The 22,491-nt window shown below is 71.7% G+C and carries 26 protein-coding genes and 1 pseudogene; 10 read left to right on the top strand and 17 right to left on the bottom strand.

Annotated elements, in window-relative coordinates; translation table 11 throughout:
* The first annotated feature begins 41 nt into the window (after nt 1-41).
* Complete coding sequence (locus ABH937_RS18555) at nt 42-875, top strand: PaaX family transcriptional regulator C-terminal domain-containing protein (RefSeq protein ID WP_280692002.1); 834 nt, start codon at nt 42-44, stop codon at nt 873-875.
* Between the two features lie 20 nt (nt 876-895).
* Nucleotides 896-2,551, top strand: coding sequence for an amidohydrolase (locus ABH937_RS18550; RefSeq protein ID WP_370218868.1), 1,656 nt, complete (start codon nt 896-898; stop codon nt 2,549-2,551).
* 46 nt (nt 2,552-2,597) lie between these two features.
* On the opposite strand, the gene ABH937_RS18545 is transcribed toward ABH937_RS18550, so the two are convergent.
* A complete protein-coding gene (locus ABH937_RS18545) occupies nt 2,598-3,176 on the bottom strand; it encodes a GNAT family N-acetyltransferase (RefSeq protein ID WP_370218867.1) in 579 nt (192 codons plus the stop codon).
* 223 nt (nt 3,177-3,399) lie between these two features.
* Here ABH937_RS18545 and ABH937_RS18540 point away from each other — a divergent pair, with 223 nt between their 5' ends.
* Nucleotides 3,400-4,044 (top strand): dihydrofolate reductase family protein, encoded by a 645-nt coding sequence (locus ABH937_RS18540; RefSeq protein WP_280691997.1) that lies wholly within the window; start codon nt 3,400-3,402, stop codon nt 4,042-4,044.
* 66 nt (nt 4,045-4,110) lie between these two features.
* Here ABH937_RS18540 and ABH937_RS18535 read toward each other — a convergent pair whose 3' ends face one another.
* Complete coding sequence (locus ABH937_RS18535; protein ID WP_370218866.1) at nt 4,111-5,271, bottom strand: lactonase family protein; 1,161 nt, start codon at nt 5,269-5,271, stop codon at nt 4,111-4,113.
* Between the two features lie 240 nt (nt 5,272-5,511).
* On the opposite strand from ABH937_RS18535, the gene ABH937_RS18530 reads away from it, so the two are divergent.
* On the top strand, nt 5,512-6,744 hold the full coding sequence (locus ABH937_RS18530; RefSeq protein ID WP_370218865.1) for an FAD-dependent monooxygenase: 1,233 nt from the start codon (nt 5,512-5,514) through the stop codon (nt 6,742-6,744).
* Nucleotides 6,745-6,793: 49 nt separating this feature from the next.
* On the opposite strand, the gene ABH937_RS18525 is transcribed toward ABH937_RS18530, so the two are convergent.
* Nucleotides 6,794-7,651: a MurR/RpiR family transcriptional regulator gene (locus ABH937_RS18525; RefSeq protein WP_370218864.1), complete on the bottom strand. Its 858-nt coding sequence runs from the start codon at nt 7,649-7,651 to the stop codon at nt 6,794-6,796.
* Nucleotides 7,652-7,699: 48 nt separating this feature from the next.
* Here ABH937_RS18525 and ABH937_RS18520 point away from each other — a divergent pair, with 48 nt between their 5' ends.
* Entirely contained in the window at nt 7,700-8,593 is an 894-nt protein-coding gene (locus ABH937_RS18520) for an EamA family transporter (RefSeq protein WP_280691992.1), read from the top strand.
* Nucleotides 8,594-8,615: 22 nt separating this feature from the next.
* Here the strand turns inward: ABH937_RS18520 and ABH937_RS18515 are convergent, their stop codons facing one another.
* The 12 genes and pseudogenes from ABH937_RS18515 to ABH937_RS18460 all read right to left on the bottom strand — a co-directional run bounded on the left by ABH937_RS18515 (nt 8,616) and on the right by ABH937_RS18460 (nt 17,117).
* A complete protein-coding gene (locus tag ABH937_RS18515; RefSeq protein WP_370218863.1) occupies nt 8,616-9,326 on the bottom strand; it encodes an alpha/beta fold hydrolase in 711 nt (236 codons plus the stop codon).
* A gap of 43 nt (nt 9,327-9,369) precedes the next feature.
* Nucleotides 9,370-10,197 carry an SAM-dependent methyltransferase gene (locus tag ABH937_RS18510; protein ID WP_280691990.1) on the bottom strand — a complete coding sequence of 276 codons (828 nt, stop codon included), beginning with the start codon at nt 10,195-10,197 and terminating at the stop codon, nt 9,370-9,372.
* A 151-nt stretch (nt 10,198-10,348) separates the two neighbouring features.
* Nucleotides 10,349-10,957 carry a GTP cyclohydrolase I FolE gene (folE, locus tag ABH937_RS18505; RefSeq protein ID WP_370218862.1) on the bottom strand — a complete coding sequence of 203 codons (609 nt, stop codon included), beginning with the start codon at nt 10,955-10,957 and terminating at the stop codon, nt 10,349-10,351.
* Nucleotides 10,954-11,613, bottom strand: a complete 660-nt coding sequence (locus tag ABH937_RS18500) for a hypothetical protein (protein ID WP_370218861.1) — start codon at nt 11,611-11,613, stop codon at nt 10,954-10,956. Before ABH937_RS18500 ends, folE begins: the two co-directional genes overlap by 4 nt.
* Nucleotides 11,614-11,678: 65 nt before the next feature.
* Entirely contained in the window at nt 11,679-12,341 is a 663-nt protein-coding gene (locus tag ABH937_RS18495; RefSeq protein ID WP_370218928.1) for a 7-carboxy-7-deazaguanine synthase QueE, read from the bottom strand.
* A 106-nt stretch (nt 12,342-12,447) separates the two neighbouring features.
* Nucleotides 12,448-12,876: a 6-pyruvoyl tetrahydropterin synthase family protein gene (locus ABH937_RS18490; protein WP_370218860.1), complete on the bottom strand. Its 429-nt coding sequence runs from the start codon at nt 12,874-12,876 to the stop codon at nt 12,448-12,450.
* A complete protein-coding gene (queC, locus tag ABH937_RS18485) occupies nt 12,876-13,565 on the bottom strand; it encodes a 7-cyano-7-deazaguanine synthase QueC (RefSeq protein WP_370218859.1) in 690 nt (229 codons plus the stop codon). Before queC ends, ABH937_RS18490 begins: the two co-directional genes overlap by 1 nt.
* Entirely contained in the window at nt 13,562-13,975 is a 414-nt protein-coding gene (locus ABH937_RS18480; protein ID WP_280691985.1) for a hypothetical protein, read from the bottom strand. Before ABH937_RS18480 ends, queC begins: the two co-directional genes overlap by 4 nt.
* A 356-nt stretch (nt 13,976-14,331) precedes the next feature.
* Nucleotides 14,332-14,841: pseudogene (locus tag ABH937_RS18475) on the bottom strand (transposase); the annotation flags it as partial.
* An 87-nt stretch (nt 14,842-14,928) separates the two neighbouring features.
* A complete protein-coding gene (locus ABH937_RS18470) occupies nt 14,929-15,300 on the bottom strand; it encodes a hypothetical protein (RefSeq protein ID WP_370218858.1) in 372 nt (123 codons plus the stop codon).
* Nucleotides 15,301-15,443: 143 nt separating this feature from the next.
* Nucleotides 15,444-16,595: a hypothetical protein gene (locus ABH937_RS18465; protein ID WP_370218857.1), complete on the bottom strand. Its 1,152-nt coding sequence runs from the start codon at nt 16,593-16,595 to the stop codon at nt 15,444-15,446.
* Nucleotides 16,596-16,649: 54 nt separating this feature from the next.
* Nucleotides 16,650-17,117 carry a MarR family winged helix-turn-helix transcriptional regulator gene (locus ABH937_RS18460; RefSeq protein WP_370218856.1) on the bottom strand — a complete coding sequence of 156 codons (468 nt, stop codon included), beginning with the start codon at nt 17,115-17,117 and terminating at the stop codon, nt 16,650-16,652.
* A gap of 56 nt (nt 17,118-17,173) precedes the next feature.
* Here ABH937_RS18460 and ABH937_RS18455 point away from each other — a divergent pair, with 56 nt between their 5' ends.
* The gene (locus ABH937_RS18455) at nt 17,174-18,202 is read left to right on the top strand and encodes an NAD-dependent epimerase/dehydratase family protein (RefSeq protein ID WP_370218855.1); all 1,029 of its coding nucleotides are present in this window, start codon (nt 17,174-17,176) and stop codon (nt 18,200-18,202) included.
* Nucleotides 18,203-18,274: 72 nt separating this feature from the next.
* Here ABH937_RS18455 and ABH937_RS18450 read toward each other — a convergent pair whose 3' ends face one another.
* Nucleotides 18,275-18,844 carry a GNAT family N-acetyltransferase gene (locus ABH937_RS18450; RefSeq protein ID WP_370218854.1) on the bottom strand — a complete coding sequence of 190 codons (570 nt, stop codon included), beginning with the start codon at nt 18,842-18,844 and terminating at the stop codon, nt 18,275-18,277.
* A 105-nt stretch (nt 18,845-18,949) separates the two neighbouring features.
* Between ABH937_RS18450 and ABH937_RS18445 the strand changes: the two genes are divergently transcribed.
* The 4 genes from ABH937_RS18445 to ABH937_RS18430 all read left to right on the top strand — a co-directional run bounded on the left by ABH937_RS18445 (nt 18,950) and on the right by ABH937_RS18430 (nt 21,946).
* Nucleotides 18,950-19,678 (top strand): alpha/beta fold hydrolase, encoded by a 729-nt coding sequence (locus ABH937_RS18445; protein WP_370218853.1) that lies wholly within the window; start codon nt 18,950-18,952, stop codon nt 19,676-19,678.
* A gap of 28 nt (nt 19,679-19,706) precedes the next feature.
* Nucleotides 19,707-20,639, top strand: a complete 933-nt coding sequence (locus tag ABH937_RS18440) for an aminoglycoside phosphotransferase family protein (RefSeq protein ID WP_370218852.1) — start codon at nt 19,707-19,709, stop codon at nt 20,637-20,639.
* Between the two features lie 105 nt (nt 20,640-20,744).
* Nucleotides 20,745-21,263 carry a GNAT family N-acetyltransferase gene (locus tag ABH937_RS18435; RefSeq protein WP_370218851.1) on the top strand — a complete coding sequence of 173 codons (519 nt, stop codon included), beginning with the start codon at nt 20,745-20,747 and terminating at the stop codon, nt 21,261-21,263.
* On the top strand, nt 21,260-21,946 hold the full coding sequence (locus ABH937_RS18430; protein ID WP_280691977.1) for a class I SAM-dependent methyltransferase: 687 nt from the start codon (nt 21,260-21,262) through the stop codon (nt 21,944-21,946). The genes ABH937_RS18435 and ABH937_RS18430 overlap by 4 nt, the downstream gene beginning before the upstream one ends.
* Here the strand turns inward: ABH937_RS18430 and ABH937_RS18425 are convergent.
* Complete coding sequence (locus ABH937_RS18425; RefSeq protein ID WP_280691976.1) at nt 21,933-22,394, bottom strand: calmodulin-binding protein; 462 nt, start codon at nt 22,392-22,394, stop codon at nt 21,933-21,935. The genes ABH937_RS18430 and ABH937_RS18425 overlap by 14 nt on opposite strands.
* Between the last annotated feature and the right edge of the window lie 97 nt (nt 22,395-22,491).

Here is a 22,491-nt window from a genome sequence, read left to right as displayed (position 1 = left end):
CGCTGCGTATGATCACCAGGACGGCCCAAGGAGAGGCGAGCATGTCGGAGACCAGACCCAGCGCCCTGATCAGCACCGTCTACGGTGCGTTCGTGCGGCGGCTGGGCGGCTGGATCCCGGTCTCCGACCTGATCGCGCTGATGGCCGAACTGGACGTGGGCAGCCAGGCGGTGCGCTCGGCGATCTCCCGGCTGAAGAAGGCCGGAACGCTGGTCCAGGAGCGCCGCGAGGCCGGCACCGGCTACCGGCTGAGCCCGGCGATGGGCCCGGTCTTCGACGAGGGCGACCGCCGGATCTTCGGCAGCCTGGAGCCCGCCCGGCTGGCCGACGGCTGGGTGATCGCGCTCTTCTCGGTGCCGGAGTCCGAGCGGGCGCACCGCCACCAACTGCGCTCCCGGCTCAGCTGGCTGGGCTTCGGCAACGCCGCCCCGGGCGTCTGGCTGGCGCCCGCCCGGCTGCTGCCGGACGCCGAACTGATGCTGCGCCGGACCGGCCTGAGCGCCTACGTCCACCTGTTCACCGGCGGGTACGCGGCCTTCGCCGAACTGCGTGAGGCGGTCAGCGGCTGGTGGGACTTCCCGGCGATCGAGGCCCAGTACGCCGAGTTCGACGAGGCCCACCGGCCGCTCGCCGCGCGGCTGGGGCCCGTGCCGGACCCGGCGGCCGCCTTCCGCGCCTACCTGCCGATGCTGACCCAGTGGCGCCGGCTGCCCTACCTGGACCCGGGGCTGCCGCCCGAACTGCTGCCCGCCGACTGGAACGCCGCCGCGGCCCGCCGGGTCTTCGCCGAGCTGCACGCGCTGCTCGCCGAACCGAGCCTGCGTCACGTCGAGCGGGTCACCGGCCTGCTGACCGCATCCGTCACCCACCCGTGAGATCAGGGAGCCCGCCCACCATGCCCGATGCCGACCTGGTGCTCCGCGCGGGTGCCGTCCACACCCTCGTCCCCGGCCAGGCCCCGCAACGGGCGCTGGCCGTCCAGGGCGAGCGGATCACCGCCCTGTCGCCCGACCCGAACGGGCTGGACGACTGGATCACGCCCGCCACCCTCGTGCTGGATCGCCCGGACGCCACCGTGCTGCCGGCCTTCGACGACACCCACACCCACCTGATCCTCGCCGCGAGCAGCGTCCACGACGTCCCGGTCCACCAGGCCCGCGACCTCCCGGAGTTCCTCGACCTGATCCGGCGGCGCGCCGCCACCACGGCGCCGGGGGAGTGGATCCGCACCACCATCAACTGGCAGGAGTTCAACCTCGCCGAGCGGCGCTTCCCGAGCATCGCCGAGCTGGACGCCGTCACCACCGAGCACCCCGTGCTGGTCAAGCGCGGCGCCTACAACGTGGTGCTCAACTCGCCCGCGCTGCGCCTGACCGGCTTCGGACCCGACAGCCCCGACCCGGCCGGCGGCCAGCTGGAGCGCGACGCCGAAGGCCGGCTCACCGGCCGGCTGATCGGCGCCGCCGCCGCGCAGGCCGAGCGCCTGCTGCCGCGCCCCGACCTGGCCGCCCGGATCGAGGGCCTGCGGGCCGCCTCGCACGCCTACGCCGCCACCGGCATCGGCACGGTCCGCGACTGCATGGTCCCGCTCGCCGACCTCCCGGTGCTGCGCGCCGCCCGGCAGGCCGGCGCGCTCGGCGTCCGGGTCCGCGCCCTGGTCTCGGCCATCGGCCTGAACAGCCTCGCCCAGGTTGAGCACCTGCTGGACGGGATGGCCGACTGGCAGGAGAGCGGGGCGAACGAGGACGACTGGCTCAGCGTCTGGGGCGTCAAGTTCGGCATCGACGGCGGCATCGAAGCCGGCGCCCTGGAGCAGCCCTACGCAGGCCGCGACTGCTACTGCGGCAGCCTGCACTGGGAGCCCGAGCCGCTGGCCGACGCGGTGGACGCGGTCGTGCGGCGTGGCTGGCGGGTCGGCAGCCACGCCTGGGGCGACCGCGGCCTGCGGGTCCTGCTCGACGTCTACGAGGAGGTGCTGCGCCGCCACCCGGGCCTGCCGGCCGGCACCCTGGTGATCGAACACGGCGGCCTGGCCCGCCCCGAGCAGCGCGAGCGGGCGATCGAGCTGGGCATCCCGGTCACCGTCCAGCACCCGCTGCTGCACGACGCCGCCGGTGCCCAGATCCGCGAGTGGGGCGCCGACCGGGTCGCCGACCTGTTCCCGCTGCGCGAGTGGCTGGACGAGGGGGCGCTGCTCACGGCCGGCTCCGACTTCCCAGTCGGCCCGTTCGGCGCGATGACCTCGGTCTGGGGCATGACCACCCGGCAGACCCTGGCCGGCGTCCAAGGCGCCCGGCACGCCATCAGCCGCCCCGAGGCGATCGCCCTGCACACCACCAACGCCGCCCGCCTGCTCGGCGAGACCGAACTACGCGGCACCCTCGCCCCCGGCCACCTCGCCGACCTCACCCTCTGGCCGGCCGACCCGCTCAACTGCCCCGCCGAGCAACTGGCCGCCCTGCTCCCCGAGCTCACCCTGCTGGGCGGCCGGGCGGTGCACGACACGCGGGAGCCGTCCGGTTCGCCGTCGTGTGTGGATGAGGCGCGGTGATCAGTGGTTCGGAGCCGGACCGAGACCGGGTGCCGAGCGAGATGACTCAGTGGGCGGGAACCGGCTCCGACGACGGGCGCCACTCCCGCCTGATCAGGCCGTAGACCCACGAGTCGGAGACCTCGCCGTTGACGACGCAGTCCTCCCGCAACGTCCCTTCACGCACGAAGCCGAGCTTCTCCAGCACGCGGGCAGAGGCCACGTTGCGCGTATCGGCCTCAGCTTGGACGCGATTCAGCTCCAGCGTGTCGAACGCCCACCGCAGCAAGGCGCGCGCGGCCTCGGTCGCGTAGCCGTGGCCCCACGCCGCATCGTCGAAGCAGTAGCCGAGCGACGCGCTGCGGTAGTCCGGATTCCACGCGTTCAGGCTGCACCAGCCGATGAACGCCCCGTCGGAGACACGATCCACGGCCAGCCGCGCCCCGGTGCCCTCCTGTGCCATCTGCCGACAAGCGGTGATGAACTTCTCGGCGCGTCCGCGTTCGCTCCACGGTGGCGAGTCCCAGTAGCGCAGCACGTAGGCGCTGCTGTGCAGTGCGAAGAGGTCGTTCGCATCCGCGTCTTCGAACGCACGCAGTCGAAGGCGAGCGGTGTGCAACGAGGGGGTGGGCAGCGACGTCGTCATGTTCCCTCACTGATCGGTGGCCGATCAGTCAGACATGCGATGCGGGTCACTCGCAATGGGTTTTCTCGATGGGCCGGCAGAACGGCGTGTCCGCTCATCGGCGCGACCCGCCGACATCACGTCACATGCCACCCGCTGAGATCACCCGGTCTGACACTGTCGCCTGGCAGAGTGCTCGGCAAGCGCAAGCGCAAGCACATCGCCAGAGGAAGGATGACATGCCATGTCCCGTGTGAGAGTCCACAACTTCTCGGTCTCGCTGGACGGCTTCGGCACCGGCGAGGGGCAGACCCTCGAAATGCCGTTCGGCCACGCCGGCCACCGGCTGCACGACTGGTTCTTCCCGACCCGGACCTTCCAGGAGATGCAGGGGAAGAGCGGCGGCGGCAGCGGAGTGGACGAGGCCATGGCCCGCACCTGGGCCGAGGGCATCGGCGCGGAGATCATGGGCCGCAACAAGTTCGGTCCGCAGCGCGGCCCGTGGGAGGACCACGAGTGGACCGGCTGGTGGGGCCCCAACCCGCCGTTCCACACGCCGGTGTTCGTGCTGACCCACCACCCGCGCCCGTCCGTGGAGATGGCCGGGGGCACCACGTTCCACTTCATCGACGCCACGCCCGAGGAGGCGCTGCGCCAGGCGCGCGAGGCCGCGGGCGGCCTGGACGTGCGGATCGGCGGCGGGCCGGCCACGGTCCGCGACTTCCTGGCGGCGGATCTGATCGACCACTTGCACGTCGTGGTGGTGCCGATCCTGCTGGGCCGCGGCGAGCGGCTGTGGGACGGCCTCGAAGGGCTCGAGGAGCGCTTCCGGATCGAGTCGGTGACCACCCCCAGCGGCGTCACCCACCTGACCTTCACCCGGCCGTAGCACCGCGGGCCACGGCCCCGGCCGCCGGGATGGCGGCCGGGGCCGAGCCGTGCTGGTGCGGGCGCGTCAGAACGCGACGATGCCCTCGCCGCCGACCGCGTCGGGCACGGTCTGCGCGCCGATCTGCGTCAGCGAGCCGTCGGTGTTGACCGCGAACTCGTCGACGATGCCGTTGCCGCCGGTCTGCACGTACAGGTACCGCCCAGCCGGGGTGATCGAGGCTGCGGCGTCGACGGTGCCCGGGTCGGTCGGCGTGTTGCCGAGCGGGGTGAGCGTCCCGCCGTGGTCGGAGGCCCGGAAACCGCTGAGCGTCGCGCTGCCCGCGTTGGAGGTGTAGAGCAGGTCGTCCACCTTGACCACCCAGCAGGTGGCCGACTGCCCGGTGGCGGCGAAGGCCTGCTGGGTCGCCTTGCCGTCGCCGTGGATCTGGAAGGTGGACAGCGCGTTCGGCCCGGTCAGGGTCAGGAAGATGCCGCCGTGGCCGTTCTGGACGAAGCCGAAGGGCACCGCGCCGGGGACATTGGTGACCACCGGGTCGGCGGCGGGCGTGCCGTCATGGTCGATCTTGAAGACGTCGAGGTTGTTGCCGTTGGCCTTGGTGGTGACGATCAGCTGGCTGCCGTTGGCGGTGAAGCCGACCTGCCCCGGAGTGTTGGTGAACTGCGGCGTGGCGTTGGGGTCCAGGCCCAGGCAGCGGTGCCAGTCGTCCTTCTTGTCGAGGTGGCCGTCGTGCACCCGGTAGCCCTGGATCGAGCCGCCGTCCAGCGCGTTCAGGACGTAGACCACGTCGCCGTGCACGGCGACGCTGACCGGGAACCGCCCGCCGGAGGAGACGACCTGGCGCCGCTCCAGGTGGTCGCCGTCGACCGCGAAGACGGTGACGGTGTCGCTGCCCGCGTTCACGGCGTAGAGCAGCGCGTGCTGCTCGTCGTAGGTGAGCGAGCCCTGCGAGGCGAGGTGGTCGGCCGCCGAGCCGTTCAGCATGCCGCCGAGGCCGCCGGTGTCGTGACTGCCGGCCGGCGTCAACTGGCCGTCGTCGGAGCGGTGGTAGGCGAAGATCTGGTTGCCGGCCAGGCTGTTGTTCTGCACGAAGACGGCGTGGTGGCCGCCGTGCGGGTGCGGCTGCGAGTCGGCCGCCGGCAGGGTGGCGGAGGCGGTGGGGGCGGACACGGCCGCCGCGGCGAGTGCGGTCGCCGCGGCGACGGCGAGACGGGTGAGGCGCTGCACGATCTGGCTGCTCCCTTGGGCTCTGCTGATCCGGCCCGGACCGGCCGGACGGCACGTCAGCTGTGCCGGAAAGTACTGTAAATGACGGAATGTCATAATTTGCGGAGGTGGGCTGAGGGCATCCGGGTATCACCGCGCCACCGCCGGCCGGCCGCGGCCGGACCATGGTGACCTGATCGTCGGGAGTCGGTAGCGTGTCCCGTACGCCGTCGGCAACGGGCGAACGCAGGGGGGAACCAGGTGGCAGCGGTACGCGGGGCACGGGTGGCCGTGGTGGGCGGGAGTATCGCGGGGTGCGCCGGCGCGCTCGCCGCGACGCGGGCGGGTGCGGCCGAGGTGGTGGTGTTCGAACGGTCCACCGGGCGGCTCCAGGACCTGGGCGTCGGCCTCGCGCTGCACAACGACCGGTACGCCGAGCTGGCGGCGGCCGGCTACCTCGACGCCGGCATGCCGTGGGTCCAACTGGCCCGGCGGCCCTGGGTGGTACGCGACGGGGCCGAGCACGCCGGGCGGGAGATCGCCGCGCTGCCGATGCCGTTCCGCTCGTACAGCTGGGGCTCGCTCTGGCGCGAGCTGCGCGGCCGGATCCCGGCGAGCGTGCGGTACCGGACGGGCACCGCCGTCGCCGGAGTCGAGCCCCAGGCCGACGGCGTGCGGCTGCGCCTGGCGGACGGCGGTGAGGAGCGGTTCGACCTGGTCGTCGGCGCGGACGGCTACCGCTCCCTGGTGCGCGCGGCGATCGACCCGGACGCCGTGGCAGGTTACGGCGGCTACCTGGCCTGGCGCGGCACCCTGCCCGCCGACCGGCTGCCCGACCCGCCCGAGGCCTTCCGCGAGGCGGACGCGGCGACCGTCGTCTGGCCCGGCGGCCACATGATCGTCTACCGGATCCCCGGGAGGGAGGGCACCGGCACCGCCGTCAACTGGGTCTTCTACGCGGTCCCGCCGCCCGCTGCCGCGGCCCGCTTCGCCGACCCGACCAGCACCCACCCGCGCGCCGTGCCCGCCGACCTGGCGCGCCATCAGCAGGAGCTGGTGGACGAGCACTTCCCGCCGTACTGGCAGGAGGTGATCGCGCGGACCCCGCCGGACGAGCGGTTCGTCCAGCCCATGTACGACATGGCCACCCCGCGCTTCGCCGACGGCCGCCTCGCGCTGCTCGGCGACGCCGCCGCGATCGCCCGCCCCAACACCGGCAGCGGCGCGATCAAGGCCTTGCAGGACGCCGCCGCGCTGGAGCACGCGCTCGGCTCGGCGGCCACCCTGGACGAGGCGCTGGCCGCCTACAGTGCCGAGCGCGCCCCGCTCGGCCGGGCCACCGTCGAACTCGGCCGCAGCCTGGGCCGGGCCCAGGTCACCGAGACCCCCGACTGGGCGGCGATGGACCAGCGCGCGATCGAGGAGTGGTGGCAGAACGCGGGCGGCGGCAACGGCTTCGGCGGGCACCGGCTGGGCGCTGACCGGCCCCGGTGACCGACCCCGGCGACCGGCCCTGCTGGCCGGCCTCGCTGCCCCCGGAAGGTCAGTAGAGGTGGTCCGCGGTGATGCCGGCCGACAGGAAGAGCGCCTGCTCCGCGCTCGCGCCGCGCAGCGTCAGCAGGGTCAGCGCGAGGGCGTCGATCACCGCGAGGTGGGCCAGCCGGCTGGCGACGGTCTCCAGGCCGAGGATCAGGTCCTGGCCGCCGGCCACCAGGGTGCGGCTGCTCAGCTCGCCCAGCGGGGAGTGGGCGGTGCTGGTCAGGGCGATCACGTCGGCGCCCGCGTCCCGGGCCAGGCGGGCGGCGTCAACCGTGGTGCGGGTGGCGCCGGTGTGGCTGATGGCCAGGCAGACGGCGCTGGGCGGCAGCAGCCCGGCGGCCAGTTGGGCGGTGCTGGGGTCGGCCGGCGCGTCGACGGCGCAGCCCAGGGCGCGCAGGCGGTACGCCGCGTCCAGTGCCACCGCGCCGGAGAGCCCGGCGCCGATCACCAGCACCCGGCTCGCCGCGTCGAGCAGTTCGGCGGCGGTGCGCAGGCCCGTCGGGTCCAGGGTCGCGGTCAGCCCGTCCAGGGCCTCGCGGGCCGCGCGCAGCGTGTCGGCCAGCGCCCGGGCGGCCGGGTCCTGGGAGGCGGGGTCCTGGCCGGCGGCCGGGCGCGGTGCCTGACGGGCGGCCGCGAGCTTCAGCTGCTGGAAGCCGCGGAAGCCGAGCCGCTGGCAGGCGCGGACCACCGAGGACGGTGCGGTGCCGGCCAGTGCGGCGACATCACCGATGGTCAGGTTCGCCAGCTCGGCGCCTTGGTCGAGGACGACCTGCGCGACGCGTGCCTCCGCGTCGCGCAGCTCCGGTAGATGGGCGCGGATGTGGGCGGCGAGCTGACCGTCGTTCACGGAACTGGATTCCATGGGTCTACGATAGCGCGGAAATAAGTTCCACGACCGGAAGGTGTGCTCATGTCCGTGGCCGCTCTCTCGATGGCGGGCCCGTCGGCGCTGCCCGGCGCCGGGGCCGTGCCGTACGTGGTGCTGGCCGCCGCCGTGCTGCACGCGACCTGGAACGCGCTGGCCCACGCGATCAAGGACAAGCTGGTCGGCTTCGTGCTGATCGGCCTGGCGTTCACCGGCGTCGCCGCCGTCGCGGTCTGCCTCACCCCGCTGCCGCAGCCGGCGGCCTGGCCGTTCATCGCCGGGTCCGCCACGCTGCAGGTCGTCTACCAGGTCCTGCTGTTGCAGACCTACCGGCTCGGCGACTTCGGCCAGCTCTACCCGATAGCCCGCGGCACCTCGCCGCTGCTGGTCGCGGTGGTCGCCACCCTCGCGCTGGGCCAGCCGCTGACCGGCGGGGGAGTGCTCGGCGTCGCGGTGATCTGCCTGGGCCTGGCCGGCCTCGCGGTCGCTGACGGCCTGCCGCGTCGCGAGCAACTCCCCTCGCTGGCCGCCGCCGTGGGCACCGGGGTGATGATCGCCGGCTACACGATCACCGACGGCGTCGGGGTCCGGCACTCCGGCACGGTGTCCGGCTATCTCGCCTGGCTCTACCTCTGCCAGGGGGTGGTCCTGCCGGTGGCCGCCTGCGTGCTGCGTGGCCCGGCCCTGTTCGGCCAGCTCAGGCCGTTCCTGCTGCGCGGGCTGGGCGGCGGGGTGCTCTCGCTGCTCGCCTACGGCCTGGTGGTCTGGGCACAGGCCCGCGGCGACCTGGCCACCATCGCGGCGCTGCGCGAGACCAGCATCGTCATCGCCGCCGCGATCGGCGCCCTGGTCTTCCACGAGCCGCTCGGCCGCCGGCGGATCGGCGCGAGCGCCACGGTGCTGGCGGGGATCGTGGTGCTGGAACTCGCCCACCCCTGACCGCCGTTGGAGCCCTTCCGCGCTACCGCGCCTCGCTCAGGAAGCGCTCCACCCGGTCCAGCACCGCAGCGCGCTGCGCCAGCAGGAAGAACAGGTGCCCGCCGTCGAAGAGTTCGAGGCGCGCGCCGGCGATGCCGGCCCGGGTCGCCAGGGCGGCATCGAGCGGCATCGAGCGGTCCTGGCGACCGTGCAGGATCAGCGTCGGCGCCCGCACGCCGCCCAGCCGGTCGAGGGCCGAGTACCCGACGCTCGCGGCGAGTTGGCGCCGGAACGCGTAATCGGGCTGCGCGTGCTCACGCCGGACCAGCCCGAGCCGCTTGGCCATCCCCAGCAGCCGCATCGGCCAGGACACCGTGAGCCGGCCGCGCCCGGCGGCCGAGCTGGCGACCAGCACCAGCCGGTCGACCCGCTCGGGACGGCCGATCGCGATCTCCAGGGCGATCCGCCCACCCATCGACACGCCCAGCAGGTGGGCGCGCGCGATGCCGAGCGCGTCCAGCAGCCCGATCGCGTCGTCGGCCATCAGCGGGATCGAGTACGGCTGATCGGGCTTCCCGGAGCGCCCGGCACCCCGATTGTCGAAGACGATCACCTGGTAGCGCTGCGCGAGCCGCTCGGTCAGCGGAGCGAAGAGCGTCAGGTCCGCCCCGAGCCCGCCGATCAGCAGCAGCGGCGGGCCGCTGCCGTGGACCTCGTAGTAGACGTCGAGCTCGCCGACCTGGACTGTGGGCACGACGACACGATAGGCGAGCCTGTGCGACACCTGGCAGGTGCGCTCAGGGCTTGCGCGCCACGCCGACCGCTGCCAGCCGCAGCACCGGGTTCTCGCCGAGCTTCGGGGCATCGGCCTCCGGGTGCCACTCGGAGACGGTCACCACCCCGGGGTCGACCAGCGCCAGGCCGTCGAAGAACTCGGTCACCTGCGCCATGGTGCGGAACTGGGCGCGGCCCACCCCCTGGCGCAGGATGGCCTCGGTGGCGGCCGCCTCGGCGTCGTCACCGGCGGCCAGCAGGTGGTGGACGAAGACGTAACTGCCGGACGGCAGGGCGTCGACCAGCTCGCGCACGATCCGGGCCGGCTCCTCCTCGTCCAGCACGTAGTGCAGGATCCCGCAGAGCAGCAGCCCGACCGGCTGCCCGAAGTCCAGGTGCGCCCGCAGCCGCTGATCGGCCAGCAGCTCGGCGGGCCGCCGCAGGTCCCCGGCGACCACCACCGTCTCCCGGTTGTCGGCCAGCAGCGCGCGGGCGTGGGCCAGCACCACCGGGTCGTGGTCGACGTACACCACCTTGGTGGCCGGGTCGAGCGCCTGCGCGATCTGGTGCACGTTGTCGGCGGTCGGCAACCCCGAGCCGATGTCCAGCAGTTGCCGAAGCCCCGCCTCCCCGACCAGGTACCGCACCACCCGCCGCAGCACCGCCCGCTGCGCCTTCACGCCCAGGTGCACCTCGGGCAGCGTCTGCTCGATCCGCTGGGCGAGCTGACGATCGGGGGCGTAGTTGTCCTTGCCGCCCAACAGGTAGTCGTACACCCGGGCGATGTTCGGCGCCGGAGTCTCGAAACTGGCGGGCTGCCAGTCGGCGGTGGCCTGCTGCTGCTCCGGCATTGCACTCTCCCCAGGTCGCGGCTACCGCGGCAGGGGTGGCGCCGGGATCGTCCGTTGAGCAGCATGATCGCCGATCAGGCCGCCACATTCAATGGGCGGCTGACGGGGTGCCAGCCGGCGGCGGCCTCAGACGAGCTCGCCCCGCACGAGCTCAGCGCCCGATGATGAGACTCATGGCCTCGGCACGGGTGACCGCGTCACGCAGCTGCCCGCGCACCGCGGATGTCAGCGTCCTGGAGCCGAGCTTGCGAATGCCGCGTACGGACATGCACATGTGCTCAGCCTCGATGACGACGATCACACCGCGGGCTCCCAGAATCCGCATCAGCGAGTCCGCCACCTGCGTGGTGAGCCGCTCCTGCACCTGCGGAGGCCGGGCGTAGACGTCCACCAGACGGGCCAGCTTGGACAATCCGGTGACCTTGCCGTTCAGGGCGGGGACGTAGCCGACGTGGGCGACACCGTGGAAGGGCAGGAGGTGGTGTTCGCAGCAGGAGACCAGACTGATGTCCTTGACCAGCACCATCTCGTCGTGGGCCAGGTCGAACGTGGTGGTCAGGACATCCTCCGGCTCCTGCTGGAGACCCGCGAATATCTCCTGGTAGGAACGGGCGACCCGGCTCGGGGTATCGCGCAGCCCCTCCCTGTCGGGATTCTCTCCGACGGCGATGAGGAGTTCGCGCACGGCGTCCTCGACCCTCTTGTGGTCGAACCCGCGGACGGCGCCGCTCCGGCTCTCGGTAGCCACCGGGTGAGTCATGCTTGGACCTCTGGTTCAGTAGTGGCGTCATGGAGATGGACGCGGACGTTCGTCGGCGCCGCTCGTCCGCCGCGGGTCAGGTAGGTGAGCGTCAGGTTGAGCAGGAGGAGATACAGGGGGAAGCCCGCGCCGACGAAGGACCAGTGCCGCAGCGTGACAAAGGTCAGCGCTGCCCCGACCGTCATCGTCGCGTAGGCGTCAACAGACTCGCTGCGCGGATCGCGGTACGCCTTCGCGAGAGTCGGCAGCCCCGCCAGCAGATCGGCGGCCAGGCTCAGCGCGATCGCAGTGCGCGGGTCACTGGTGCGCCACCAGGCCAGCAGTGCTGCCAGCGACAGCGCGCCGCAGGCCAGGTCCCCGGCGGACAGCCGTCCGATGGAGCTGCGAGGGCTCGTCGCGACTGTGCTGACGCACACCAGCAATGCGCCCAGTGCCGCGCTCAGCGTCGTCACCTCGGCGAGCCCTACGCCGTGGGCGAGGCCGACGAGCGAGGCGATCAGGGGGGCGAGTGCCCACAGGAACCACGTCACGCTGTTGGGGCTCGCCTCACCGCGCCAGATGGCCACGCAGTAGCGGGCAGAGCCGTAGAGCGACAGCCCGGCCGCCAACGGCACTGCGGCGAGCGCGGCCGATGAGGCCCAGTGAGCGGTGAGCACGGTCGAGCCTCCTCAGTCGAGCCTCCTCATCGGGTCGAGCTCCTGAGTCGAGCGGACGGGGGCCTTCAGCGGGCCCGCTCGTCACCCCACACGTGTACGTGAAGTCGGGTGGTCAGGTTGAAGCCCGCGGCGATGGCCGCCTCCGCGAGCACGGGCAGCCGGGCCGTCACCCGCCCGGCCGTGGTGCCCTCCGGCATCACCCACACTGCGGTGGGCGGTATGCCCAGTCGACCGGCGATCCGGGAGACCTCGGCGACGTCGTCCGCGGTGGCGCAGACGAACTTGAACCCGGCTTTTCCCGTGCTGAGCAGGGACTGAAGGGCTGCCGGACGGATGCGGGCCGCTTCCGGGTCGCCCGCGTGCGCGAGCTTCGGTGAGACGTTGAACCGGGTGACCGCCGCCGTGGTCCCGGACGTGGGGGCGAGCGTGCCGTTGGTCTCCACTTCGACCTCCACTCCTGCGGCTGTGAGTGCGGACAGCAGGCTCGTCCATCCCGGCTGCCGTTGGTGCAGCAGCGGTTCGCCGCCGGTGATGACGACCAGCTCCGGGTTGCCGCGCAGGACCCGTGGGACGATCTCCGCGACGGCGGTACGTGTCAGCTCGGCCCGCAGGTTGTGGCGTGCGGCGTTCCAGGTGTAGGGAGTGTCGCACCAGGTGCAGTGGAGGTTGCAGCCGCCCAGCCGCACGAAGCCGGCTCGGCGGCCGAGCGAAGGTCCCTCGCCCTGCACGGTCAAGTCGGCCCGAAAACCTCCGCGACGATCAGGGTTGCGGAGGGGTCGAGCCGGGCCTCACCTCCCGCCGTCCCCACAGCGGTGGAGGAGCGAAGTTCCACCATCAGTCGGCCTGCCAGATGGCTGAGTTGGCGCGGGTCTCATCCACCCGGACCCTGCTGACGCGGGCACCGGGGGCGCTGTCGAGCCCCACGAGTGCCTTGGCGGCGACGTCGGCGAGCAGCGCCGCGACGTTCTCCACCGTCGGCTCCCCGGGAACGACGTACACCTTGGACTGGTGCGACCGCAGGATCGGGACCAGCGGGTCGTCCGGCCCCAGTAGCGTGCCGTGGTCGAGATGCTCGTCGATCCATTGGCGCAGGGCCTTCTTGAGAGCTCCGAGCTCCACCACGATGCCTGCCTCGGTGGCGGGCGCCTCCACGGTGATCTCGGCCCACCAAGAATGCCCGTGCAGGGAGACGCACTTGCCGGCAAGGCTGGGCAGACGGTGCGCGGACTCGAAGTTGTGGCTGATCGCGACGGCGTGTGCCATCAGCGGACCGCCAGTGTCTCGTACTCAGTGGGGTCGCTGAGGCCGGCCAGCTCGAATGCCTCGCGCCGCTCGGTGCACGTTCCGCACCGGCCGCAGTGCAGTTCGCCGCCGCGATAGCACGACCAGGACAACTGGAGCGGAACCCCGAGCTCGGCTGCCCGGAGGGCGATGTCGACCTTGCGAAGGTGCAGGAACGGGGCCTCGACCCTGGGAACGTGCAATCCCTCCAGTGCGCTGTCCACCGATACCCGCAGCGCGTCGACGAAGGACGGCCGGCAGTCGGGGTAGACGGTGTGGTCACCGGCGTGGATACCGAGGGCGACCAGCTCGGCGACCCTGGCTGCGGCGATGCCCGCGGCGATGTTCGCCATGATGGCGTTACGGTTCGGCACCACCGTGATGCGCATCGTCTCGTCCTCGTAGTGCCCGTCCGGGACTTCGACGTCGGGGTCGGTGAGAGCCGACCCGGGCATGAGGGCCCCGACGGTCGTGAGATCCACGACATGGTGCTCGGCGGCGTAGTGCGCGGCGACGGCCCGGGCGGAGGCGAGTTCCCGCGTGTGCCGCTGGCCGTAGTCGAATGACAGGAGTATCAGTTCGTAGCCGCTCTGATGGTAATGTCCAGCCAGGGTGCTGGAGTCCATACCGCCGGAGAAGGCCAGAACGGCGAGCTTCTTTCGCACGTTCACGCGACCGCCCCAGCCGTCGGCGCGGTGGCACGGACCGTCAGCGTGAGTCCGCCGCGGACCTGCTGGATCAGTTCGACGTCGACCGCGGCGTTCAGGGTCGTGTGCAGGTCCTCCGCAATTTGGGACGCCAGGTCCTCAGCGAAGATCCCTCTGTCGCGGAAGCCCCACAGGTAGTGCTTCAGTGCCTTCGACTCCAGGCACAGCCCGCCGGTCGGACGGTAGGAGATGGTGGTGCTGTACAGGTCGGGCTGTCCGGTGACCGGGCAGTTCGCTGACAGTTCCGTGGAGGTGAAGACGACCTCCCGGAGATGAGTGGCAGCGGGAATGGTCGCCTCGGAGGAAGCGGCCATCTCATCCGCGGCCAGCGGGCGGCCGAGATGGCGGCCAAGATAGGTGGGAAGCTCGGTCATGTGCGGCGGTCCTCTGGTGTCGCAATCGGCTGAGCGTGGGGGCTCGGCTGCGGTAGATGTCCTGGACGTGACCGTGATGGGCCGAGGGTGTTGCCGGTAACGGTCGTGGAGTAGCGCTGCGCACGGATGCGGGATTCCTTTTGGGATGCACACTTGTGCGCCTGTGGTGCCACCCTCATCCGGGCTGGATTGAGTGTCAATGACTCGATGTCAGACCCTTGGGCCCCCGGGCCCACTGACGCTCTTTCTGGTTCTCGACAACGGATCGTCACATGTTTCGAAGGTCACTCGAGCGTCGTGCCGAGGTGTGAGCGGATCGCGGTCGGTCAGGGTCTCCGGCGCGGCGAACATGTCCGTCACGCGGCCACCTTGGTGCGCTCGACCAGGATGCCGTTCTCGAACCGGGCTCCCGCACGGACGAGAGGCACCAGGTGGGCGCCGGTGATCGCACGCCATCGCGCCTGGGCGGATTCGACGAGCTTGAACACCATCGTGAGGGCCGCGGCCGGGCCGCCGGCCCCGCCGGTGACCTTGGTGCGGAGCTTGACCGTGGCGAACGTCGACTCGATCGGATGCGTGGTCCGCAGGTGAACCCAGTGCTCGGCCGGGAAGTCGTAGAACGCCAGCAGTTCCTCCTGGTCGTCGGTGATCCTAGCGACGGCCTCGGGCCACTTGGCACCGTAACTGCGGGCGAACGCCTCGATCGCCTTCTCGGCGTGCGCGCGGTCCGCCGCGTGGTAGATCTCCTGCATCGCCTTCGCCGCGCCCGGTTGTGCGGACTTCGGCAGGCAGGTGGTGACATTCCGGGCCTCGTGCACCCAGCAGTGCTGATGGCGGGCGGCCGGGAAGACCTCGGCGAGTGCCTTCCGCACCCGAGGCGGACGAAGCCCGGGCGCTGCTCGACTCGCTCACGAAGTGACCTGGACGGCGTCCCGGAGCGTTCGGGTCCCTGCTCAGTTGAGAGGGTCGCACACCCTGGTACCGGTCAGGTCCGCGATCAGGCAGCCGGTCAGGTTCGTGCCCAGGCCCGCGTAGACCGTGGTCTCGTGGGTGACGGGCGCCGGTCCTGCTACGAGGAGGGTCCCGCTGGTCGAGTTGAAGATGCCGAACTCGCAGCCGCTGGGGTCGGCGATCGGATCGATCGCCATGTGGTCGTGGCCGCCCTGGAGTTCGATCTGCTCCAGCGCGACGCAGCCGCCGCTGCGGACCGTCCAGGTGCCCTCGGCGGCCTGGGCCGAGGTCGCGCTGCCCACCCCGATCACGCCCATCGCCACCGCGGCGAGCACGGCAGCCGTGGCGCGCTTCCTGGTCTTGGTGAATCGCATGGAGCTCCTCCAGTGAGTCGGTTCCGCCCCGGAGTCGGCCCGGGGCACACCCGAAGCTCACCGCCCGGTCGAACGGAGAACAACTGGCCGAGCACCGTCCCGGACGCTCCCGGACGGCGTCGGACGCTGTCTTCAGGACGTCATCAGCTCAATGCATCGGGCACGTCTCGTCTGACGCAGGCCGCCAGGGCCGCGCGGGCGGCTTGGGGGCGAGGGGTATGCGGGCTGTCGAGTTGTTCGGCGAGGGTGCTGTCCCAGGCGGCTATCTGATGCAACGCCATGTCCAGGGCGTTGGTGTCCTCTCCGAGCAGGGCAGTCGCCAGGGCGAGTGCATCGGCGCGGTCGGTGCCCTGGGGTGCCGGGATGTCGGCCAGGCGGGGACGCACGAGGGATGCGGTCTGCGCCGGGCAGAAGGTGGCAAGTGATACGAGTACGAAGCGGGCGGCGTCGGTCTCCCGGTCCCAGAGCGGGACGAGACTCGGAATCTCTGTCACGACTGCGTCGCGCAGACGCGTGAAGTGCCGAACGTCGACCCGGCCGCCCATCGCACTCCAGTCGGCGAAGGCGGCGGCCGTGGCGTCGATTTCTGAGGCGTATCCGAGCAGCACGTGGAGCAGGCTCGTCCGGGCACCTGGCGACATGGCCTGCGAGCGGGCGAGTTCGGCCAGGTAGGGGATGATCAACACCGCGCCGGCGTCCCGGGTGGGCATGTGGTGTGCCATCCGCACCAGGTCCGCCAGGAACTCCCGGGTGCCCTCGCCGGGTTCGTCGATCTCGTCGAGGATGGCGTCGTCCATGAGGAACTCGAGAAGGTGCGGCACCGCCCCGGGTGATCCGTGCATCCGCTTCGCCACGGCAACCGCCTCACGGATCTCGGTCCCCGGGTCCCCGAAGTCCAGGCCTTCCCACCGCGGTGCGCCCGGCGGCAGCGACCGCGGGCCCGGCAGCGGGGTGGGGAGCGCGATGCGGGCCGTGGCGTCCTCGTGTACGAGTCCGTCGCGGGAGAAGGCGGGTACACCGCCCGACGAACTGTGGACGTGCGTGAGCAGGGCGCCGCCCCGGCTGCGGGCCAACGCTGCGAACCTGCGCTTCTCGTCCTGGAGGAAAGGCCCTAGCTGCTCCGGCCCGTCCTCGGGTACCGGATAGACGGCGAGGGAGGAGACGCTCCACAGCCTCTCGCCCTGGCCCGCACGAACCGCGACGAACCGGCATCCCAGGTCCGACAGCTCCCGAGCGACATCGAGGGCCACCGCCTCTCGCGGGAAGAACAGCACCCTGTGCACACCCATGTCCATGCCCTGAATCATTCCGGGTCCACCGTGGGGCGCGGAGGGCTGACGCGGCATCGGCTATGGGCGTTGCGGGTTTCGCATTTTCGTCAGCAGCGTGAGCAGGGTGTCCTGTTCCTGCGCGTCGAGACCGGCGAACAGCCCGGAGGCGTGCAGTCGCGTCCTGAGCGCCTCCCACAGTTCGTGTCCCTGTTCGGTGAGGGCCAGGGTGCGCTTGCGGCCGTCGGCGGGATGGGGCTGACGGGCGACGAGTCCCATGCTCTGGAGTTTGTCGGCGGCCAGACTCACCGTGGAAGGGTCGCAGCGCAGGCGGGCTGCCACCTCCCGCATCGTCGGCGGTTCGGTTCCCGGGGCAAGTGCCCTCAGCGTGCCGGCGATGGAAGTCGGGACCCCGAACTCGCCGAGCACCTGGGCCACGACCGCGTCCGCGGAGTTTCCCACCTCCAGGAGAACACGGACGATCTCGGCTTTCCGCTCGACGTCCGCAGGACGAGTCGTCGGTGCCTTCGCGTCATGGCTTGCGGTCATGGACCTATGGTACCTTCCAAATATCAATGAGAAACTCAATGACATTGGAGGGCTAGATGACCGACAGTAACGTCAATGAGACGGTGCTCGTCACCGGCGGAACCGGCTACCTGGCCGGCTGGGTGATCACGGGCCTGCTCCAGCGCGGCTACCGGGTGCGCACCACCGTGCGCAGCCTCGACAGAGCGCAGCAGGTACGCGACGCCGTGAGTGGGCAGGCAGGCGAGCAGGCAGCCGCGACCATCGAGTTCGCGGCCGCCGACCTCCTCGGCGACGACGGCTGGGACGAGGCGATCGCGGGTGCCGACCACGTGCTGCACACCGCCTCGCCGATGCCCTTCGGCGCGGGCGTCGATCTCATCACCACCGCACGTGAGGGCACCCGCCGCGTCCTGGGTGCCGCCGCCCGCGCCGGGGTCAGGCGTGCCGTATTCACCTCCTCCGGCGTCACGGCCGACACCGGCGACCCGGACACATCCGCGACCGAGACGACCTGGACCGCGCCGTCCGGCACCCCGCTTCGCGCCTACCCCGACTCCAAGATCCTCGCCGAGCGCGACGCGTGGGACCTCGCCGCCGCCACCGGGCTCGAACTGACCGCCGTCCTCCCGACGTTCATGCAGGGCCCCACGCTGGGCACACCGAACGGGCCAGGAACGGTCGAGATCATCCGCCGCCTGCTCGCCCGCGAGATTCCCGCCCTGCCGAACATCGGCTGGAACATCGTCGACGTGCGCGACATCGCCGAACTCCACATCCTCGCCATGACCAGCCCGGCTGCCGCAGGCCAGCGCTACCTCGGCTCGGGCACCTTCCTGTGGTACCGGGACATCGCCCGCATCCTGCGCGAGAAGCTCCCGAACGAAACCGCCAAGGTACCCACGCGCACCATGCCCGACCTCGTCGTCAAACTGCTCGCGCGGCACAACCCGCAGATGGCGATGGTGTGTTCCGAGCTCGGCCGCACCAGGCTCGTCGACAGCGGCAAAGCACGCACCCAGCTCGGCTGGCATCCCCGCCCCACCGAACAGACGATCACTGACACCGCCACCGCGCTCATCGCCAAAAGCGCACTCGGCAGGTAGCCGCCGCCGATCGTCCGCTGGCAGCATGATCGCTGATCACGATGGCGCATGTGATGGACAGTTGACGGAGTGTCAGCCAGCGGCCGCCCTCCGGAGCGGGCCTTGCGCGAGGCCGTCGACCATGTCCGCCGTGATCGCCCAGCGCTCATGTCCTCGCCAGGCCCCGTCGATGAACAGGAAGTCCGGCGAGAAGCCTTCGAGTCGGAACCCGAGCCGCTTGGCCAGCGCGATGGATCGGAGGTTCTCCGGCTGGACGTTGACTTCGAGGCGGTGCAGCCCGAGCTCGGTGAACGCGTGCCGGATGACGAGGTCGACACCCTCGGCCACCAGTCCGCGCCCCGCCACGAACGCACCGTAGCCCAGCGCGCCGCAGCGGAAGGCGCCGTGCACGATGTTGTTGACGGCCACGTATCCGGCGAGCTCGCCGGTCTCCGCCAGGCAGATGACGAAGCACGCACGGGCGGCCGGGTCCTCGAACCGCGCGAGGTAGGCGTCGAACTCGGCGTCCGTGGTCGGCGGGGCGAGCCAGGGGCGGTGGAGTTCCGCGTTCGCACGGGCGAGCCGGGTGAACTCGGCGCGGTCCTCGTGCCGCAGGGATCGGATGGCGACGCGGCTGCCTCGGGCAAGGTCATCGGTGATCATCCGATGACCTTATCCAGGCGCGCCAAGAGCCGGATGGGAATCTCCCCCTGGGGGAGGTCCTATGGTCCGTCCAGCAGCACGGCAACGCTACGAAAGAGGTCAGCCATGACGACGTTTCTGCTGGTCCCCGGTCTCTTCATGGGTGGTTGGGCCTGGGAGGCGGTGGCCGCCGAACTGACGGCGGGCGGGCACCGGGCGGTGCCGGTGACGCTGCCCGGTCTGGGCGAGCGCGCGGGGGAGGGGGTCGGGAGCATCGGGCTCGCCGAGCACGCCGCGCACGTGCGGGAACTGCTCGATGCGGAGGGGCCGGGGGTGGTACTGGTGGCCCACAGTTACGCGGCCTTCCCCGCGCTGGCTGCTGCCGACCAGCGGCCGGGCCAGGTCGAGCGGGTGGTGTTCGTGGACACCGGGATGCCGGAGAACGGCGAGTCCGTGCTGACGAGCTTCGCGGGGAACGGGATCTCGGGCCCGATCGAGGACGGTGTGCTGCCGGTGCCGAGCGAGCCGGCCGGCATCCCCGCCGCCGAGCTGGAGCGGTACCACCGCCTGGCCACCCCGCATCCCGCCGCGACCCTCACCGACCCGATCGAGCTGACCGGCGCCTGGCGCAAGCTGCCCACCACCGGCGTGTTCTGCCTGGACAACGGCCTCAGCCTGGAGGTGGCCCGTGCCCTGCACGGCAGTGGGGACCCCCGGTTCGCCAAGCTGACCGAGCCCGGGGTCACCTTCTTCGAGCTGGCCACCGGCCACTTCCCGATGCTCTCCGCCCCGGTCGAGCTGGCCGCCATCCTGGTCCGGGCAGCGGCCGGCGAAGGTGTGGGGCTGTACGGCTGACGGATCGTCAGGCGGCTAGAGTGCCGGAATGATCGAGGTACCAACGGAGTTCGCGGGCGCCACCGTCGCCCGCGAAGGAGCACCCGGGTCGGCCTGGCTGGCCGAACTTCCGGGGATCGTACACGAGTTGCTGGCACGCTGGGGCTGCGTGCCGGACGGCGAGGTGATGTACGGCGGCGTCGGCATCATCGTTCCGGTACGCCGCCGTGGCGAGGGCGCCGCCGTACTGAAGGTGTCGTTCCCGCACCCCGGCAACATCCACGAGCCGGACGCCTTCACGGCCTGGGGCGGACGCGGGGCAGTCCTGCTGCACGAGCGCGACGACGAGCGCTTCGCGATGCTGCTGGAAAGGGTCCGGACGACCACCCTGGCCCAGGTCGAGGACGGCGACGAGATCGCGACGGTCGCGGGTCGACTCAACCGCCGCCTGGCCATCCCCGCGCCGTCCGTGCTGCCCCGGCTGCGGGAGCAGGCCGACGCCTGGGAGGAGCAACTGCACCGCGACTCCCGGGAACTGACGCACACGCTGGCGCCCTCCGCGCTGGATGCCGCCGTGGCGACCGTCCGCGAGCTGGGCCGCAGCCAGCCGGACGTGGTCATCCACGGAGACCTGCACGCCAGGAACATCCTGCGTGCTGACCGCGAGCCCTGGCTGGCCGTCGATCCCAAGGGGTATGCGGGGGATCCCGCCTACGACGGCGGCACGCTGCTCAAGGCCCGCGCGCTGGCGTTCATCGAATCGCCCGACCGGGGGCAGGCGGTCCGCCGCACGCTGGACGTCTTCGCGGAGGCAGCCGAGCTCGATCGCGAACGCGTCCGGCGGTGGGCCCAGTTCCACGCCGTCCAGGCCGCTCTGTGGGGCCGCCGCCACGGGTTCCGGATCGCCCGCGGCGGGGCCCGGCTTGATCGGCTCACCGAATTCGCGGACCGACTCGCGGAGTTGCTCACGGAGCGCTGGTAGCGCCGGATCCGCGGCAGCGAAGCTCGCTGCCGCGCAGGTCAGAGCGGTCGAGCGGGCGCGGAAATGGGATGCCCGAGCACCCCGCAGCATGGCAGGCTGCCCCGCATGGAGATCCATCTCGAACCCTGGTCGGAGTCCGCGCTCGGCCTGCTGCGGCGGATCAACACCCCGCAGATGCGCCACCACGTCGGCGGCCCCGAACCGGAGGAGGAGTTGCTCGCCCGGCACCGCCGCTACCTCGCCATGCCGCAGACCGGCCGCGGCTGCATGTTCGCCGTCCTGCTCGGCGACGAGATGGTCGGCAGCATCGCCTATCACCAGCGCGACTGGCAGGGCGAGCAGATCTACGAGACCGGCTGGAACGTCCTGCCGCCCCACCAGGGGCGCGGCATCGCGGCGGCGGCCGGCACGGCGCTGATCGCCGTCGTGCGCGAGGCCGCGCGACAGCCTGGCACTCCCGGGTACCTGCATGCCTTCCCCTCGGTCGAGAACGCCTCCTCGAACGCCCTCTGCCACCGCCTCGGCTTCAGCCTCGCCGGCCCGTGCGACTTCGAGTACCCGGCGGGCAGCGGCACCCTGATGCGCAGCAATGACTGGCGGCTTTGGCTGGATTCAGGCGCATGACCGAACCCGCTTACCTCGCCGCCGTCCGGGACTCGTACGACGAGGTCGCCGTCGACTACGCACGGGGCGTCATGAAGCCCGCCGAGTTCGCCCCCTTGTCGCGCGCGATGCTGGCCGCGTTCGCGGAGCTGGTGCTGGCCGCCGGCGCGGGGCCGGTCGCGGACCTGGGGTGCGGGCCCGGCCATCTGACGGCGCATCTGGCGAGGGCGGGACTGTCCGCGTTCGGGGTCGACCTGTCACCGCGGATGATCGAGCTGGCTCGCCAGGCCTATCCGGAGCTGCGCTTCGAGCTGGGCTCGATGACCGCGCTGGAGCTCGGGGACGACGAACTCGGCGGCATCCTGGCTCACTTCTCCACCCACCACACGCCGCCCGAAGCCCTGCCGGCGGTCTTCGCGGAGTGCTATCGCGTGCTGGCGCCGGGCGGTCACCTGATGCTCGCCGGTCACGTGGGGGACGGCGAGCAGCTGAGTCCGACCCGGGCCTACGGCGATCACCCGGTGTCCTACGCGTGGTACCTGCTGCCGGCACCGCGGATCGCGGAGCTGCTGGACCAGGCGGGTTTCGTCCGCACCGCACAGCTGGTCCAGCAGCCCGGCGAAGGGGTGAAGCGGGCGAGCGTCACCCTCCTGGTCCGCAAGCCGTTCGGCGAACCCGGGCCGGGGCGCCTTACGGCGCGGTGACCTCGCGGGTCAGCTTCGAGTGCCAGGGGCACCAGGTGGCGCGGGGCAGGAACGCGCCACCCACCTCGCTCAGATGGTCGTTGACGTAGGAGACGCTCGCGTCGCACACCTCGGTGGCCATGCCGAAGAACTTCACCGAGCTCGGGTCGAGCTGGTACTTCCAGGGCTGGTTGTACGGGGCGGGGGTGCTGACGACGGTACCCATCACACCGGTGTCCGCCGTGTCCACGCCGCTCAGCATGTCCCGGGCCTGCTGGATCCTGGCCGGGTCGGTGAGCTGGAAGACGAAGGTGTCCGTGCCGTCGGTGAACTCGAAGTAGGCCGCCGCATCGGCCGCCGGACGCACACCCGCGCCGCTGCTCTGCGCCGCCTGGGCGGGCTGCGCCAGCGCCAGGGCGAACATCGAGACCGCCGCGAGACTACCGATCTTGGTGATGGTACGTCGCATGCCTGAGACCTCCCATGTCAGTCGGGTCGCGTCCACGACCCGTCTGCACCGACCGTAAGTCGGGAAGCCACGGGGATGGTCTCCGGTATACCAAGAG

Origin of the sequence: Kitasatospora sp. GAS1066B, assembly GCF_041262605.1 — a bacterium.
Classification (GTDB): domain Bacteria; phylum Actinomycetota; class Actinomycetes; order Streptomycetales; family Streptomycetaceae; genus Kitasatospora.
Note: the sequence above shows the minus strand (reverse complement) of the source record. Positions and strands in the feature narration are given on the sequence as shown.